The organism is Streptomyces canus 299MFChir4.1 (genome assembly GCF_000383615.1).
Classification (GTDB): Bacteria; Actinomycetota; Actinomycetes; order Streptomycetales; family Streptomycetaceae; genus Streptomyces; species Streptomyces canus_C.
In genome coordinates this window covers 167,587-181,875 of sequence record NZ_KB911582.1, presented here as the reverse complement: position 1 = coordinate 181,875, position 14,289 = coordinate 167,587, and the positions used below count along the sequence as shown (strand labels likewise).

The following is a 14,289-nucleotide window of genomic DNA, read 5'->3' as shown; positions in this document are numbered from 1 at the left end:
GCGTCTTGCCCGGTGATCGGGCCCGCCGTCGAGGAGCGGCCCGTGGTGCGGGCCGTGCGTGGGCAGGCGGAGCTGGAGGACACGGTGGCGTTGCTGGCGGTTGTGGTGGCCCGCGCTGCTGAGGAGCGGTCGAGTCCGTCCGGGCCCGGCAGGGCTCGCTGGTAGCGCTCCGCCGGGTTCCGGGCCGGGCACAGTTGGCATCTGGCCCGGTGACCGTGGGGCGGCCTGTGTTGAGGGTCGGGGCCGTCCGGGCTAGGTGCTGCCCGCCGGTGCCGCCGGGAGCGCACCGCTGCGTTCCGGCCCGGGTACAGCCGGCGGCCGGCCCGGTGATCTGGGGCGCTTCGAGTGGCCGTCGAGCGGGCCGGACGACAGTGGCCGTATGGCAGCTTTCACCGGTGCACCGAGACTCGAAGAGATCGCCGACGGGGTCCACGCCTTCCTGCAGCCCGACGGCGGCTGGTGCCTCAACAACGCGGGGCTGGTGGTCGACGGCGGCACCGCGCTGCTGATCGACACCGCCGCCACCGAGGCCCGGGCCAGACGGTTGCGCGAGCTGGTCGCGGGCAGCGCGCCGCAGCCCCCGCGGCTGCTCGTCAACACTCACTCGCACGGCGACCACAGCTTCGGCAACCACCTCTTCCCGGAAGCGGTCGTGGTGGCCGCCGAACGGACCCGGCAGGAGGCGATCCGTACCGGACTGCACCTCACCAGCCTGTGGCCCGACGTGGACTGGGGCGCGGTCGAACCGGCCGCGCCCCAGGTCACGTTCGCGGATGAGCTCACGCTCCACATCGGTGAGCAGGAGGTCCTGCTGCGCGCCTTCGGCCCCGCGCACAGTTCTTGCGACACGGTGGTGTGGCTGCCGCAGCGCCGGGTGCTGTTCGCCGGCGACCTGGTGATGAACGCGGTCACCCCGTTCGTCCTGACCGGCTCGGTCAGCGGGCTGCGCGACGCGGTGGCCCGGCTGCGCGCGCTCGACGCGGTAACCGTGGTGCCCGGGCACGGCCCGGTCGGCGGCCCGGAGTTGCTGGAGACCACCGAGCGCTACCTCGCCTGGCTGCTGGACGTGGCCAAGGCCGGCCTCGCCGAGGGTCTTGACCCGCTGGAGGCGGCCCGCGCCGCCGACCTCGGCGAGTTCGCCGACTTCCTGGACACCGAACGGCTGGTGCCCAACCTGTACCGCGCCTACGGCGAACTCCGCGGCGGACGCCCGGAGGACTTCGCGGCCATCGACGAGATGGTCCGCGGCATGGCGGAGCTGCACGGCGGATTCCCCGCCTGCCACGCCTGACGCCACGACTTCCCTCGCATTCACGCCCGACGACACGACGTTTCCCACGGGGAGAGGACTCACCAGTGAGCACAAACGACGAGAGCGGCCCGGTCACCCTGATCGCGGTGCTCGAAGCGCCGGTCGACAACACCGAGGAATTCATCGCGGGTTGGCGCACCCACCTGGAGCTGCTGCGCACCGCGCCCGGCTTCCGCGGTGCCCGCCTGCACAAGGCCCTGCGCGCCGACCACCGCTTCCCGCTGGTCGCGGTCGCCGACTGGGCGAGCACCGCGGACCTCGCCGCCGCGGCGGCCGGCGAGCGGGGCGGCCCGGGCGCGGAGAAGTACGCCAGGACCGTCCACCGCGGGGTCTACCGCGTGATCGGCGAGGTCGCGTCCGGGCAGCGGGCGGACGGTGCGGGCGTGACCATGGTCAACGCCTTCGAGCTGCCGGACGAGCGGGTCGAGGAGTTCCTGGGAGCCTGGCGGCCCCGGGCCGAGCGGGCCAGTGAGTCCCCGGGCTTCGTCGACTTCCGGATGCACCAGGCGATCGGCGAGGCCTCGCTGCCCCTGGTGAACGTCGCCCACTACGCGAGCGTCGAGGCATGGAAGGCGCTCCAGGCCGACCCGGAGTTCCAGGCCCGCAAGGCCGTCAACCCGCCGTACGCCACCGCCAATCCGGGCCTGTTCGAGGTCGTCGCCGAGGTGGCCGCAGAGGGGGAGTGACGCACCGGACGACCGCTTCCACGCGGGCTTGAGCGGGCCCCGAGAGCGCCCGCACAGACTTCTTGACGACTTGTTACCAGCAGGAGGAGCGATGGTGGATCAGGCTACGACCGATGTGGTGATCCTCGGCGGCGGGCTCGCGGGTCTCACGCTCGCGGTCCAGCTCAAGAACGCCCGGCCGGAGACGGACGTGGTGATCCTCGACAAACGGCAGGGCCTGGCGCCGGAGGCGGCGTTCAAGGTCGGCGAGTCGACGGTGCCGGCGGGCGCGCACTACTTCGCACAGACCGTCGGGATGAAGGAGCACCTGGAGAAGTTCCACCTGAAGAAGAACGGGCTGCGGTTCTTCCAGCCCGCGGGCGGCAACCAGGACCTCACCCGGCGGATCGAGCTCGGCCCGCGGGAGTTCCCCGCCCACGACAACTACCAGATCGACCGCGGCCGGTTCGAGAACGAGCTGACCCGGATGGCGCTCGACGCCGGCGCGGACCTGCGCCAGGGCGCCGCGATCACCGACGTGGAACTGCGCGAGGGCGACCAGGACCACACGGTGACGTACACCCAGGGCGGCGAGCAGCGGACGATCGCCGCCCGCTGGCTGGTCGACGCGGCCGGCCGCGCGCACTTCGTCCAGCGGAAGCTTGGCCTCGCCCGCGAGGTGGCGCACACCATCAACGCCTCCTGGTTCCGCCTCACCGGCGGCATCGACCTGGAGGAGTGGGGCAAGGACGACCCGGGGTGGATGGAGCGGATGAACCGCCCCGGCATCCGCAAGTTCTCCACCAACCACCTGATGGGCGAGGGCTACTGGGTGTGGCTGATCCCGCTGGGCTCGGACCACATCTCGGTCGGCGTCTGCGCGGACCCGCGGGTCCACCCGTACGAGGGGATCCAGACCTTCGAGAAGGTCCAGGAGTGGCTGCGCGTCAACGAGCCGCAGCTGGCCGAGGTGGTCGACGGCCGCACCGGCGACGTCGCGGACTTCATCAGCCTGAAGGACTTCGCCTTCGGCACCGAGCGGGTGTACTCGCCGGACCGCTGGATGCTGGTCGGCGAGGCCGGCGCCTTCGCGGACGCCTTCTACTCGCCCGGCTCGGACATGATCGGCTACGGCAACAGCGTCACCACCGACCTGGTCACCCGGGACTTCGCGGGCGAGGACATCACCGAGCGGCTGGAGTTCTACAACGAACTCCACCTGCGCACCTTCCAGTTCGTGCTCTCCAAGGTCGAGGACCACTACCCGGCCTTCGGCAACCCCGCGGTGATGGTGCCGAAGCTGTGCTGGGACGCCATGCTCAACCACGTCGGCGTGGTGCTGACCTTCGTCAAGGACCGCTTCCTGGACTACGGGTTCATGAAGCGCGTACGCGGCGACCTCGAGAAGCTGTTCACGCTCAACGACCGTGTCCAGCAGGTCTTCCGCGACTGGAACGAGCTGGAGAAGGTCGTCACCGACGGCCCGGCGGCCGCCTATGTGCCGGCCAAGGCGATCAAGGACAGCCACGCCACCCTGGTCGTCGACTACACCGACGACGAACTGGCCGCCGAGCTCGCCCGGGACGTCCGGGTCGCCGAGGCGCTGGCGGTCGCCGTCCTGCACCGGGCCGCCCGCAAACTCGACGCCGGCCTGGACCCGGAGGCGCCCGTCAACCCGTACGCGATCAGCCTGCGTCCCGACGACTGGCAGCGCGACGGTCTGTACACCGGGCCGGTGCTGCTGACCCTGGCCCGGGCCGAGGAGATCTCCGAGGGCAGCCAGGGCCTGTTCGTGGACCCGCTGCTCGACGGTGCGGCATGAGCGAGCACCGCGCGGCGAGTGTGCTGCAGCAGGAGCCGGCCCTGGTGGACCCGCAGGCGTTCCGCAGCGTCTGCGCCCACTGGGCCACCGGCGTCACCGTGATCACCACCGGCAGTGCCGAGCGGACGGTGGGACTGACGGTGAACTCCTTCACCTCGGTCTCGCTCGACCCGGCCCTGATCCTGGTCTGCATCCACAACGACTCGGGCGAACTGCCGCTCTTCCGGCGGACCGGCGCCTTCGCGGTGAACATCCTGGCCGCCGACCAGGAGGAGCTGTGCCGGTCCTTCGCGAGCCGGCACACCCGGCACACCGTCGAGGCCGACACCCGGCCGGGGATCAGCGGTGTGCCGGTGCTGTCCGACGCGCTGGCCTATCTGGAGTGCCGGATCGACCGCGAGGTGGACGGCGGCGACCACGTGATCGTCATCGGCGAGGTGATCGACCTGGCCGTGCAGCGCGAGGAGGGGCCGTTGACCTTCTTCCGCAACACCTTCCACCGGCTGCCGGCCGCCTCCTGAGCACCGATTAGTGAGGAGAAGACAGATGCCCACCGCCGGGATGCCCACCGCCCCAGCAGCCGTCGCGCCAACTGTGACACCAACCACCGGGTTGTCCACCGCCGCGACCGCCCTCGCACCCGTCGCCGGCCGCCGTGCCGAGGCCGCCGAACGGGCCCGCGACGTCGATCCCGCCGTACTGCGGCAGATCGTCCGGGCGGGATTCGCCCGGCACTTCGCCCCCGCGGCCGTCGGCGGCACCGCCGGTTCCTTCACCGAACTGGTGGAGGCGGTCGAGGTGATCGCCGAGGAGTGCCCGGCCAGTTCCTGGTGCGCCTCGCTGATCGCCTCGATCGCCCGGATGGCGGGGGCGTTCCTGCCCGAACAGGGCCAGGCTGAGGTGTGGGCGGCCGGCCCGGACGCGGTGCTTGTGGGGTCGGTGACGCCGTTCGGTACGGCCGTGCCGGCGCCCGGCGGCTGGCTGGTGAGCGGCCGCTGGCCGTACATCAGCGGAGTCTCCCACTCGGACTGGGCGCTGATGTGCGGCCTGGTGGAGACCGGGACGGGCAGTGAGGCGCGGCTGTTCGCGCTGCCGCGCTCCGCGTACCGCGTCGAGGACACCTGGCACAGCGTCGGCATGGCCGCCACCGGCAGCAACACCCTGGTCCTCGACGAGGTGTTCGTGCCCGAGCACCTCTCCTTCGACCGGGCCGACCTGTTCGCCGGGCGCACCAGCGAGGCCTGGGGCGGGGTGGCGGCGGCCTGCCACCGGGCCCCGCTCCAGGCGGTCAACGGCCTGATGTTCGCCGCACCGGCGGTCGGCGCCGCGCTCGGCATGGTCCGCACCTTCTCGGCGTACTTCGCGGAGAAGGTCGGCAACGCCCCGCACCTGCCCGGCACCACGGGGGTGCAGGGCGTACGAGCTTCCGCCGAGCAGGCGTTGGCCCGCTCGGCAGGTGAAGTGGACGCGGCCCGGCTGCTGTTGGGGCGGGCCGCCCGGCTGGCCGACGAGGGCGGCGTCGCCGGCCCGCTGGAAGCCACCCGCAACCTGCGGGACTGCGCCCTCGCGGTCGACCTTTCGGTGGCGGCGGTGGACCGTCTGTTCCGTCAGTCCGGCACCCGGGGGCAGGCGGTCTCCGGCCCGATGCAGCGGCTGTGGCGGGATGTCACCGCCATCTCCACCCATGTGGCGCTGCAGTTCGAGCCGGCCGCCCGCGGCTGGGTCGACCAGGTGCTCAAGGTCTGACTGCCGCACAGCCTGTAATGCCCGGGTGCCGGGACCTCGACCGAGGTCCCGGCACCCGGGCATTACAGGTGGAAGGGGCCGATCAGTAGTTGCCGAGGCCGCCGCAGACGTTCAGCGCCTGCGCGGTGACCGCCGCGGCGCCCGGGGAGATCAGGTAGGAGACCATCGCGGCCACCTCGCTCGGCTCCACATAGCGGCCGAGCGGCACCCGGGTGGTGATCCGGCTGTGCGCCTCCTGCTCGTCCACGCCCCAGATGCCGGCGTAGTGCTCACGGACCCGCTCAGCCATCGGGGTCTCCACGAAGCCTGGGCAGACCGCGTTGACGGTGATGCCCGTCCTGGCCAGCTCCAGGCCCAGCGACTTGGAGAAACCGACCACGCCGTGCTTGGAGGCGGTGTACGGCGCCGCGTGCACGACTCCCTGCTTGCCGCCGGTGGAGGCGATGTTGATGATGCGTCCGGTGCCGCGCTCCAGCATGCCGCCGCCGGTCAGCGCGGCCTTGGTGACGAGGAAGACGCTGTTCAGGTTGGTGTCGATGACGTCGAACCACAGCTCGTCGGGCACCTCGGCGGTGGCGCCGCCGCCCGGCCGGCCGGCGTTGTTGACCAGCACGTCGAGCCGCCCGTACCGCTCGACGACGGCGGCGACCAGCGCCCGCACCTGCTCGGGCGAGGTGACGTCACAGGTGCTGCCGTCGACGTCGAGGCCTTCGGCGCGCAGCTCGGCGAGGGTGTCCTTGAGGGTCTTGTCGGTACGGGCGCACAGGTAGACGGCGTGGCCCTGGCGGGCCAGGGTGCGGGCGATCTCGTGGCCGATGCCGCTGGTGGCACCGGTGACCAGCGCGACCCGGCGCTCGGTGGCGGTGGAAGTCGATGTGTCCATGCACCCCACGGTCGCCGCCCCGACTCGCGCCCCGGTCGAGCCCTGCTCCAGCCCCGGGACGGCCCCGTGCCCGGCAAGCGGGGCTGCCGCGTCTCCTTCAGGACCTCCGCCGCCCTCGCGTCGCGCACGAGGTTCCGGCCTCGCGCGGCCGGTGCCTCGGTGTGCGCCTGCGCGGGTTTCTTCGGGGCGAGGGTGGTGGTGGTCGTGGGGGGTGTTCGTTTTGGCGTCAGGTTCGAGGTCCTGGCCTCGTGCGGTCGGTGCCTTGGTGTGCGCCTGCACCGGTCTCTTCGGGGCGACGGTGGTGGTCGTGGGGGACGTCCTGGCGTCGCGCACGAGGTCCCGGCCTCGCGCGGCCGGCGCCTCGGCGTGCGCCTGCGTGGGTTTCTTCGGGGCGAGGGTGGTGGTCGTGGGGGGTGTTTGTCCTGGCGTCGGGCTCGACGTCTCAGCCTCGCGCGGTCGGTGCCTCGGTGCCTCTGTGTGCTCCCGCCGGTCGCTGCAAGGCGAGCGGGGTGATGGTGGGGGGTGTTTGTCCTGGCGTTGGGCTCGACGTCTCAGCCTCGCGCGGTCGGTGCCTCGGTGCCTCGGTGTGCGCCCGCCGCCGGTCGCTGCAAGGCGAGCGGGGTGATGGTGGGGAGTGTTCGTCCTGGCGTTGGGCTCGAGGTCCCGGCCTCGCCTGGCCGGTGCATCGGCGAGCGCCCGCCTCAGTCGCTTCGACGCGACCGTGGTGATCGCGGGGCCGTTTGTTCTCGCGTCGCGCACGAGGTACCAGCCTCGTCCCTCGCGCGGGCGGCGCTCCAGCCGAGCGCCCACCCCAGCCCCTTCGTGGCCCCGTGGTGATCGCGGGGGCGTTGAGCCGGTCTCGACCGGGGCTCTTGGACGCGATTGAAGACTGAGCGCAACAACGGTCGGGTGAAGGGGTTCGAGGAGATGGAGTCGACCGGCGTCAGCGCCGAGTTGTACGCAGAGGTTCTTCAGTACTACGCGCGCCAGATGCAGGCGCTGGACGCGGGCAAGGTGGAGGAGTACGCCGACACGTTCACCGACGACGCGGTCTTCGGCCACACGCCCGGCCGGGAGCCCGCCCGCACCCGGGCCGGCATCCTGTCCGACCTCTACGAGGTGCGCGAGCGGTTGGCCGCGGACCCGCAGCAGCGGCGCCACCTGTTCACGATGGTCGACGTCGAGCAGCCGGCCGACGGCCGGCTCCGCAGCACCTGCTACGCGCTGGTGCTGACCACCCGCCCCGGCGACGGCCCCGAGATGGTCCGCAGCTGCGTGGTGCGCGATGTCCTGGTCCGCGAGGACGGGCGGCTGCGCAACCAGGAGCGGCTCGTCGACCACGACGGTTTCTGAGAGAGAGGGGGTTGTGATGAGCCGACGAGTGGTCATCACCGGTATCGGCGTACGCGCCCCGGGCGGCCGGGGCACCAAGGAGTTCTGGGATCTGCTCACCGCGGGCCGCACCGCGACCCGGCGGATCAGCTTCTTCGACCCGTCGCCGTACCGGTCGCAGATCGCCGGCGAGGCGGACTTCGACCCGGTGTGGGAGGGGTTGAGCCAGCGGGAGATCCGCCGCATGGACCGGGCGACCCAGTTCGCCGTGGTCTGCGCCCAGGAGGCCGTGCAGGACAGCGGCCTGGACTTCGCGGGCATCGACCCGGCGCGCATCGGCGTCACCCTGGGCAGTGCGGTGGCCGCCGCGACCAGCCTGGAGCGCGAGTACCTGGTGCTGTCCGACTCCGGCCGCAACTGGCTGGTGGACAGCGAGGAGTGGCTGTCGCCGCACATGTTCGACTACCTGGCGCCGAGCGTGATGCCGGCCGAGGTGGCGTGGAAGGTGGGCGCGGAGGGGCCGGTGTCGCTGGTCTCCAACGGCTGCACCTCCGGCCTGGACGCCGTGGGGCACGCCCTTCAGCTGATCCAGGAGGGCTCCGCCGACGTCATCGTGGCGGGCGCGACCGACACCCCGATCACCCCGATCGTGGTGGCCTGCTTCGACGCGATCAAGGCGACCACCGCCCGCAACGACGAACCGGAGACCGCCTCCCGCCCGTTCGACCGGTCCCGCACCGGGTTCGTGCTCGCCGAGGGCGCCGCGGTGTTCGTACTGGAGACGCTGGAGTCGGCCCGGCGCCGCGGCGCTCCGATCTACGCCGAGGTCACCGGCTACGGCACCCGCTGCAACGCGTACCACATGACCGGACTCAAGCAGGACGGCCGGGAGATGGCCGAGGCGATCCGGGTCGCCATGGACCAGGCCCGTATCGACCCGACCGCCGTGGACTACATCAACGCCCACGGCTCCGGCACCAAGCAGAACGACCGGCACGAGACCGCAGCGGTCAAGCGCGCCCTCGGCGACCACGCGTACCGCACCCCGGTCAGCTCGATCAAGTCCATGGTCGGCCACTCGCTGGGCGCCATCGGCTCGGTGGAGATCGCCGCCTGCGCCCTCGCCATCAAGAACGGCGTGGTGCCGCCCACCGCCAACCTGCACGAGGCCGACCCCGAGTGCGACCTCGACTACGTACCGCTGACCGCGCGCGAACGGGACGTGCGGACCGTGCTGACGGTCGGCAGCGGCTTCGGCGGCTTCCAGACCGCGATGGTGTTGCAGCGCCCGACGGGGGAGAGGGAATGACCAGGACCGTAGTCACCGGGATCGGCGCGCTCGCCGCCAACGGCCTCGGCACCCAGGAGTACTGGGCCGCCACCCGGGAAGGCCGGCACGGGCTCGGTGCGCTCACCCGCTTCGACGTGGCGAAGTACCCGGCCACACTGGCGGGCGAGATCCGCGGCTTCGAGGCCGCCGACCACCTGCCGGACCGGCTGCTCCCGCAGACCGACGTCTCCACCCGGTACGCGCTGGTCGCCGCCGGCTGGGCGCTGGAGGACGCCAAGGTAGACCCGGCCAGCCTGGTCGACTACGACATGGGCGTGGTCACCGCCAACGCGCTCGGCGGCTTCGAGTTCACCCACCGGGAGTTCCACAAACTGTGGACCGAAGGCCCGCAGACGGTCAGCGTCTACGAGTCCTTCGCCTGGTTCTACGCGGTGAACGCCGGCCAGATCTCCATCCGGCACGGCATGCGCGGCCCCTCCAGCGCCCTGGTCACCGAGCAGGCCGGCGGCCTGGACGCCCTCGGCCACGCCCGGCGCACCGTGCGCCGGGGCACCCCGCTGGTGGTCGCGGGCGGCGTGGACTCCGCGCTGGACCCGTGGGGCTGGGCCTCGCAGATCGCGGGCGGCCGGCTGTGCACCGGCACCGACCCGGACCGCGCCTACCTGCCCTTCGACCGGGACGCCGACGGTTACGTCCCCGGCGAGGGCGGCGCGCTGCTGGTACTGGAGGACGCCGAGGCGGCACTGCGCCGCGGCGCCCCGGACATCCTCGGCGAGATCGCCGGCTACGCCAGCGGCTTCGACCCCGCGCCGGGCTCCGGCCGGCCCCCGGCGCTGCGCCGCACGATCGAGGCGGCGCTCGCCGACGCCGGGGTGACGGCAGGCCAGGTCGACGTCGTCTTCGCCGACGCGGTCGGGGTGCCCGAGCTCGACCGGGCGGAGGCGGCCGCGCTGGGCGAGGTGTTCGGCCCGGGCGCGGTGCCGGTGACCGCACCGAAGGCCGCGTCCGGCCGCACCTATGCGGGCGGCGGCTCGCTGGACGTCGCCACCGCGCTCCTTTCGATCCGCGACGGCGTGATCCCGCCGACCGCCGGCACCCGCGAGGTGCCCGCCGAGTACGGCATCGACCTGGTCCGCGACCGGGCCCGGGAGGCGAACGTGCGCACCGCGCTCGTGGTCGCCCGCGGTCTGTGGGGCTTCAACTCGGCCGTCGTCGTCCGTGCCTGGGCCCCCGACGCCACCAACGACCTTTCCTGAGGAGACAGTTGTGAACATCACCGTGGACGAGATCCGCCGTATCATCATCGCCAGCGCGGGCGCCCCCGAGTCCGCCTCCGCCGAGGCCGACTTCGCCGACACCTCCTTCGACGAGCTCGGCTACGAGTCGCTGGCCCTCATGGAGACCGCCTCCGCGATCGAGCGCGAGTTCGGCGTGTCGGTGCCGGACGAGCTGCTCTTCGAGGCCCGCACCCCGCGCGATCTGGCCGAGCTGGTCCGCTCCGCGAAGGAGGCCGCGGCCGCATGAGCCCGCTCACCCGACAGATGGAGCACAGCCGGGTGGTGCGCGCCCCCGCCGACCGGCTGTACGCGCTGGTCGCGGACGTGAGCCGCTGGCCGGTGCTGCTCGGGCCGTGCGTCCGGGCACGGCAGATCGAGCGGCACGGCGCCGACGAGCGGATCGAGCTGTGGGCGCAGACCAACGGCAAGGTGGCGACCTGGACCTCCCGCCGCACCCTGGACCCGCGGACCCTGCGCATCTCCTTCCGGCAGGACCGCTCCACCGCGCCCGTCGCCTCGATGTCCGGCGACTGGTCCTTCCACCCGGCCGACGACGGCCGGACCCGGATCGTGCTGACCCACACCTTCACCGCCGTCGACGACGACCCCCAGGCGCTGGAGTGGATCGCGCAGGCGGTGGACCGCAACAGCGTCGAGGAGCTGGCCTCCATCGGCGAGTTCGCCGAACTCCCGTACCCGCCCGAGCGGTTGGTCCTGTCCTTCAGTGACCGGATGGAGGAGCCCGGCCTGGACCCGGCCGACGTCTACGACTTCGTGCACCGGTCGGACCTGTGGCCCGAGCGGCTGCCGCACGTCGGCCGGGTCGAGCTCACCGAGGACCCGGCGGGAGTGCAGTGGATGGAGATGGACACCGTCACCTCCGACGGCCACACCCACACCACCGCCTCGATCCGGCTGTGCGTACCGGGCGAGTCGATCTCCTACAAGCAGACCGTACTGCCCGCCCTGCTGTCCGGGCACAGCGGTCTGTGGGAGTTCGAGAAGTCGGCGGCCGGCACCGCGATCGTCTCGCACCACACCGTGGCCATCGACCCGGCCGCCGTGCAGCGGGTGCTCGGCGCGGGCACCACCCTCGACCAGGCGTGCGCCCACGTCCGCGACACCCTGGGTGCCAACAGCCGCGCCACCATGGGGGCGGCCTGCGCGTACGCGGCAACGGTGGTGCGGCGCCCATGACCTCGACGCCGAAGCTGGTCGGCCTCGCGCTGTCACCGGACACCGGGGCCGACCGGGTGTGCATGGTCGCGGGCGAACGCTCGCTGACCCGGCGCCAGGTCCGCAACGAGGTGGCCCGCACCCAGGCGGCCCTCCTCGACCGCGGCCTGACCCCCGGCCGGCGGGTGCTGGCGCTGCTCGACCACGGGCCGGAGGCGGTGTTCTTCCTCGCCGCGGCCAGCTCGCTCGGCCTGCGGCTGCTGATGCCCTACGGCCTCCAAGCGGCGGCGCTGCCCGAGTGGCTGGCCATCGCGGACGCCGCCGAACCCGACGTGGTGCTGCACTTCAAGCGCGACCGGGCCGGTCTGGACGTACTGCGCGAGCGCTGCGCCACCGTGGTGGAGCTGCCGTTCCCCACCGGCGAGGCACCCGAGGCGGAGGGGGAGGTGGAGGTGCTCCACCCCGAACCGGTGGAGCACTTCCTGATGCTGTTCACCAGCGGCACCACCGGCAAGCCGAAGGCGATCAGCATCAACGAGGCGCACATCGTCACCAGGATCGGCTGGGTCACCCGGACCATGGGCTACGGCCCGACCGCCCGGATCTTCATGACCGGCCTGATGAACAACACCACCGGCGTGATCAACTCCTTCGGCGCGCTGCTGCACGACGCCACCGTGGTCTTCCCCGAGACCCCGGACCCCGCGCAGTGGCCGGCCCAGGTGGCCCGCCACCGGGCCACCCACCTGGCGCTGCGCCCGGTCGCGCTCAAGCAGTTCGTGACCGCCGCGGCCACCGGCGAGGACGACCTGTCCTGCCTGCGGGTGGTCTCCTACGGCGGGGCGGCCGTCCCCCGGGCGGTGCTGGAGCAGGGCCGCGCACTGCTGCGCTGCGACTGGATCCAGGGCTACGGACTGACCGAGACCTACGGCCCGTTCTGCTTCCTGGCGGAGCAGGGCCACGCCGAGGCCCGCTACCTCAAGCACGTCTACTGCATCGGCCGGCCCGACGACTCCCTGACGGTGCGTCTGGAGCCGGTGACCGGCCACCCTGACGGCGTCGGCGAGATCTGCGTTCGGGGCGACTCGGTGATGGAGGGCTACGTGGACGTCGCCACCGGTGTCCTCCAGCCGGTCGGCGAGTGGCTGCGCACCGGCGACCTCGCCGAGTGGAGCCCCGACGGCGACCTGGTCCTCAAGGGCCGGCTCGCCGGTGTGCTGCTCAGCGAGAACGGCCACCGCATCTACCCCGAGGAGATCGAGGCGGTGCTCGCGGACACCCCCGGCGCGGACGAGGTGGTGCTCGTCGGCCTCCCGAACCCCGACGGCCCGCACGAACTGCCGGTCGCCTGCCTGTGCGGCCCGGTCGGCGAGCGCGGCGAGGAGGAGCTGCGCGAGCTCGTCACCGCCGAACTGCGTCGCGCGCTGGCACCGGAGAAGTGGCCCGACCGGATCTGGGCCACCCCGCAGCCGTTCGCCCGCAGCGCCAACGGGAAGATCATGCGCGGCGAGGTGGCCGCGGCCGTCGACCCGGCCCGGGTCGTACTGCTGAAGGGCGGCTCCGATGAGTGAGCACACGGAGATGAGCGGGCGCAAGGAGATGAGCGAGCCCACCGAGCTGAGTGAGCCCACGGAGCGCCTTCGGGTCCCCGAGCACATGTACCGCGCGCTCGGCTACCTCTTCCCGCGGCTGATGTTCCTCAACGCGCGCTACGCCCCGCAGGTGCACTGGGGCGACATCGCGGCCGCGCTCGACGGCTTCCCCGTCGACGACCTGGACCTCGCCTCCGCCGGGTTCTGGAACCACTGGCGCGAGCGCTGGACCGACCGGGCGGAGAGCTACACCGCCCTCGCCGAGGCGTCCGGCACGGTGGCCGGGCGCAGCCGCGCGCTGCGCGGTGCCGCGGCGGCCTACCACTGGGCGGAGTTCCAGTACTTCGACGACCGGACCGTCAAACAGCGGCTGCGGCAGCGCATCCGGGACTGCTTCCTGGGAAGTCTGGCGGGCACCGACCTCGACGTCACCGAGGGATCGTTGCCCGGCACCGGTGCGGGCTACTGGGTGCTGCGCACCGAGGCGATGCGCGCGTCGGGCGAGCCGCTGCCCGCGGTGGTGCTCTCCAACGGCCTGGACTCCGCCACCGAGGTCGAGGTGGTGGCGTTGGCAGAGGCCTACCTGGAGCGCGGGATCGCCGCGGTGCTCTTCGAGGGACCGGGCCAGGGGCTGCGGCTGGGCCGCACCCCGGTACTGGCGGAGATGGAGCCCGTGGTCGCCGAGCTGCTGGACGCGCTGCGCACCGAGCCGGGGATCGACGCCGACCGGCTGGCCTTCGCGGGCATCAGCTTCGGCGGCTACCTGGCGCTGCGGGTGGCCCGGGGGCTCGGGGAGCACTTCCGATGCGTCGTCAACTTCGGCGGCGGGCCGGTGATCGCCAAGTTCGACGGCCTGCCGCGTCGGCTCAAGGACAACTTCCGGTTCGCCTTCGGCGCCGAGCCGGGTGCCGACCTGCAACCGCGCTTCGACGAGCTGGCGATCGAGCCCGGCGCCGCGCCGGCCACCGAGGTGCTGAGCATCTGCGGCGCGCTGGACGACATCTTCCCGATCGAGGGGCTGTACGACCTCGACCGGGCGTGGTCGGGGCGGCACTCGCTCGAGGTGCACCCCAGGGAGGCCCACACCAGCCTCAACCTGATCAACTCCTACACCCTGCGTACCGCGGACCTGGTCGCCGAGCGGCTGGCCGACGGCGTCTGACCGGCCGCCCCCCCAGGGGCCCGTCCGCCGG

The 14,289-nt window shown here is 72.6% G+C and carries 13 protein-coding genes; 12 read left to right on the top strand and 1 reads right to left on the bottom strand.

All coding sequences use genetic code 11. The features are described 5' to 3' along the window. Positions 1-379: 379 nt before the first annotated feature. The 5 genes from H293_RS0100830 (at position 380) to H293_RS0100810 (ending at position 5,545) form a co-directional block, all read left to right on the top strand. On the top strand, positions 380-1,291 hold the full coding sequence (locus tag H293_RS0100830) for an MBL fold metallo-hydrolase (RefSeq protein ID WP_020115985.1): 912 nt from the start codon (positions 380-382) through the stop codon (positions 1,289-1,291). Between the two features lie 65 nt (positions 1,292-1,356). Continuing rightward, the gene (locus H293_RS48865; protein ID WP_020115984.1) at positions 1,357-1,998 is read left to right on the top strand and encodes an antibiotic biosynthesis monooxygenase family protein; all 642 of its coding nucleotides are present in this window, start codon (positions 1,357-1,359) and stop codon (positions 1,996-1,998) included. Positions 1,999-2,089: 91 nt separating this feature from the next. Continuing rightward, a complete protein-coding gene (locus tag H293_RS0100820; RefSeq protein WP_020115983.1) occupies positions 2,090-3,799 on the top strand; it encodes an NAD(P)/FAD-dependent oxidoreductase in 1,710 nt (569 codons plus the stop codon). Then, the gene (locus tag H293_RS0100815) at positions 3,796-4,320 is read left to right on the top strand and encodes a flavin reductase family protein (RefSeq protein WP_020115982.1); all 525 of its coding nucleotides are present in this window, start codon (positions 3,796-3,798) and stop codon (positions 4,318-4,320) included. Before H293_RS0100820 ends, H293_RS0100815 begins: the two co-directional genes overlap by 4 nt. Positions 4,321-4,345: 25 nt before the next feature. Continuing rightward, a complete protein-coding gene (locus H293_RS0100810) occupies positions 4,346-5,545 on the top strand; it encodes an acyl-CoA dehydrogenase family protein (protein WP_259294398.1) in 1,200 nt (399 codons plus the stop codon). Positions 5,546-5,627: 82 nt separating this feature from the next. On the opposite strand, the gene fabG is transcribed toward H293_RS0100810, so the two are convergent. Further along, positions 5,628-6,428: a 3-oxoacyl-ACP reductase FabG gene (gene fabG, locus H293_RS0100805; protein WP_020115980.1), complete on the bottom strand. Its 801-nt coding sequence runs from the start codon at positions 6,426-6,428 to the stop codon at positions 5,628-5,630. Positions 6,429-7,355: 927 nt separating this feature from the next. Here fabG and H293_RS0100800 point away from each other — a divergent pair. Genes H293_RS0100800 through H293_RS0100770 form a run of 7 tightly spaced genes read left to right on the top strand, consistent with a single transcriptional unit; the run spans position 7,356 to position 14,258 of the window. Then, positions 7,356-7,781, top strand: a complete 426-nt coding sequence (locus H293_RS0100800) for a nuclear transport factor 2 family protein (RefSeq protein ID WP_028807427.1) — start codon at positions 7,356-7,358, stop codon at positions 7,779-7,781. Between the two features lie 16 nt (positions 7,782-7,797). Then, the gene (locus H293_RS0100795) at positions 7,798-9,069 is read left to right on the top strand and encodes a beta-ketoacyl-[acyl-carrier-protein] synthase family protein (RefSeq protein WP_028807426.1); all 1,272 of its coding nucleotides are present in this window, start codon (positions 7,798-7,800) and stop codon (positions 9,067-9,069) included. After that, positions 9,066-10,307, top strand: coding sequence for a ketosynthase chain-length factor (locus tag H293_RS0100790; protein ID WP_020115977.1), 1,242 nt, complete (start codon positions 9,066-9,068; stop codon positions 10,305-10,307). The genes H293_RS0100795 and H293_RS0100790 overlap by 4 nt, the downstream gene beginning before the upstream one ends. A 10-nt stretch (positions 10,308-10,317) precedes the next feature. After that, entirely contained in the window at positions 10,318-10,575 is a 258-nt protein-coding gene (locus H293_RS0100785) for an acyl carrier protein (protein WP_020115976.1), read from the top strand. Beyond that, complete coding sequence (locus tag H293_RS0100780; protein ID WP_020115975.1) at positions 10,572-11,525, top strand: aromatase/cyclase; 954 nt, start codon at positions 10,572-10,574, stop codon at positions 11,523-11,525. The genes H293_RS0100785 and H293_RS0100780 overlap by 4 nt, the downstream gene beginning before the upstream one ends. Next, on the top strand, positions 11,522-13,075 hold the full coding sequence (locus tag H293_RS0100775) for a class I adenylate-forming enzyme family protein (protein WP_020115974.1): 1,554 nt from the start codon (positions 11,522-11,524) through the stop codon (positions 13,073-13,075). The genes H293_RS0100780 and H293_RS0100775 overlap by 4 nt, the downstream gene beginning before the upstream one ends. After that, complete coding sequence (locus H293_RS0100770; protein ID WP_020115973.1) at positions 13,068-14,258, top strand: alpha/beta hydrolase family protein; 1,191 nt, start codon at positions 13,068-13,070, stop codon at positions 14,256-14,258. Before H293_RS0100775 ends, H293_RS0100770 begins: the two co-directional genes overlap by 8 nt. The last annotated feature ends 31 nt before the right edge of the window (positions 14,259-14,289 follow it).

What these genes read in the sequence shown, in the direction of transcription:
- H293_RS0100830 (WP_020115985.1), top strand. Translation starts at nt 380, where the DNA reads ATGGCAGCTTTCACCGGTGCACCGAGACTCGAAGAGATCGCCGACGGG.
- H293_RS0100820 (WP_020115983.1), top strand. Translation starts at nt 2,090, where the DNA reads ATGGTGGATCAGGCTACGACCGATGTGGTGATCCTCGGCGGCGGGCTC.
- H293_RS0100815 (WP_020115982.1), top strand. Translation starts at nt 3,796, where the DNA reads ATGAGCGAGCACCGCGCGGCGAGTGTGCTGCAGCAGGAGCCGGCCCTG.
- H293_RS0100810 (WP_259294398.1), top strand. Translation starts at nt 4,346, where the DNA reads ATGCCCACCGCCGGGATGCCCACCGCCCCAGCAGCCGTCGCGCCAACT.
- fabG (WP_020115980.1), bottom strand. Translation starts at nt 6,428, where the DNA reads ATGGACACATCGACTTCCACCGCCACCGAGCGCCGGGTCGCGCTGGTC.
- H293_RS0100800 (WP_028807427.1), top strand. Translation starts at nt 7,356, where the DNA reads ATGGAGTCGACCGGCGTCAGCGCCGAGTTGTACGCAGAGGTTCTTCAG.
- H293_RS0100795 (WP_028807426.1), top strand. Translation starts at nt 7,798, where the DNA reads ATGAGCCGACGAGTGGTCATCACCGGTATCGGCGTACGCGCCCCGGGC.
- H293_RS0100790 (WP_020115977.1), top strand. Translation starts at nt 9,066, where the DNA reads ATGACCAGGACCGTAGTCACCGGGATCGGCGCGCTCGCCGCCAACGGC.
- H293_RS0100780 (WP_020115975.1), top strand. Translation starts at nt 10,572, where the DNA reads ATGAGCCCGCTCACCCGACAGATGGAGCACAGCCGGGTGGTGCGCGCC.
- H293_RS0100775 (WP_020115974.1), top strand. Translation starts at nt 11,522, where the DNA reads ATGACCTCGACGCCGAAGCTGGTCGGCCTCGCGCTGTCACCGGACACC.
- H293_RS0100770 (WP_020115973.1), top strand. Translation starts at nt 13,068, where the DNA reads ATGAGTGAGCACACGGAGATGAGCGGGCGCAAGGAGATGAGCGAGCCC.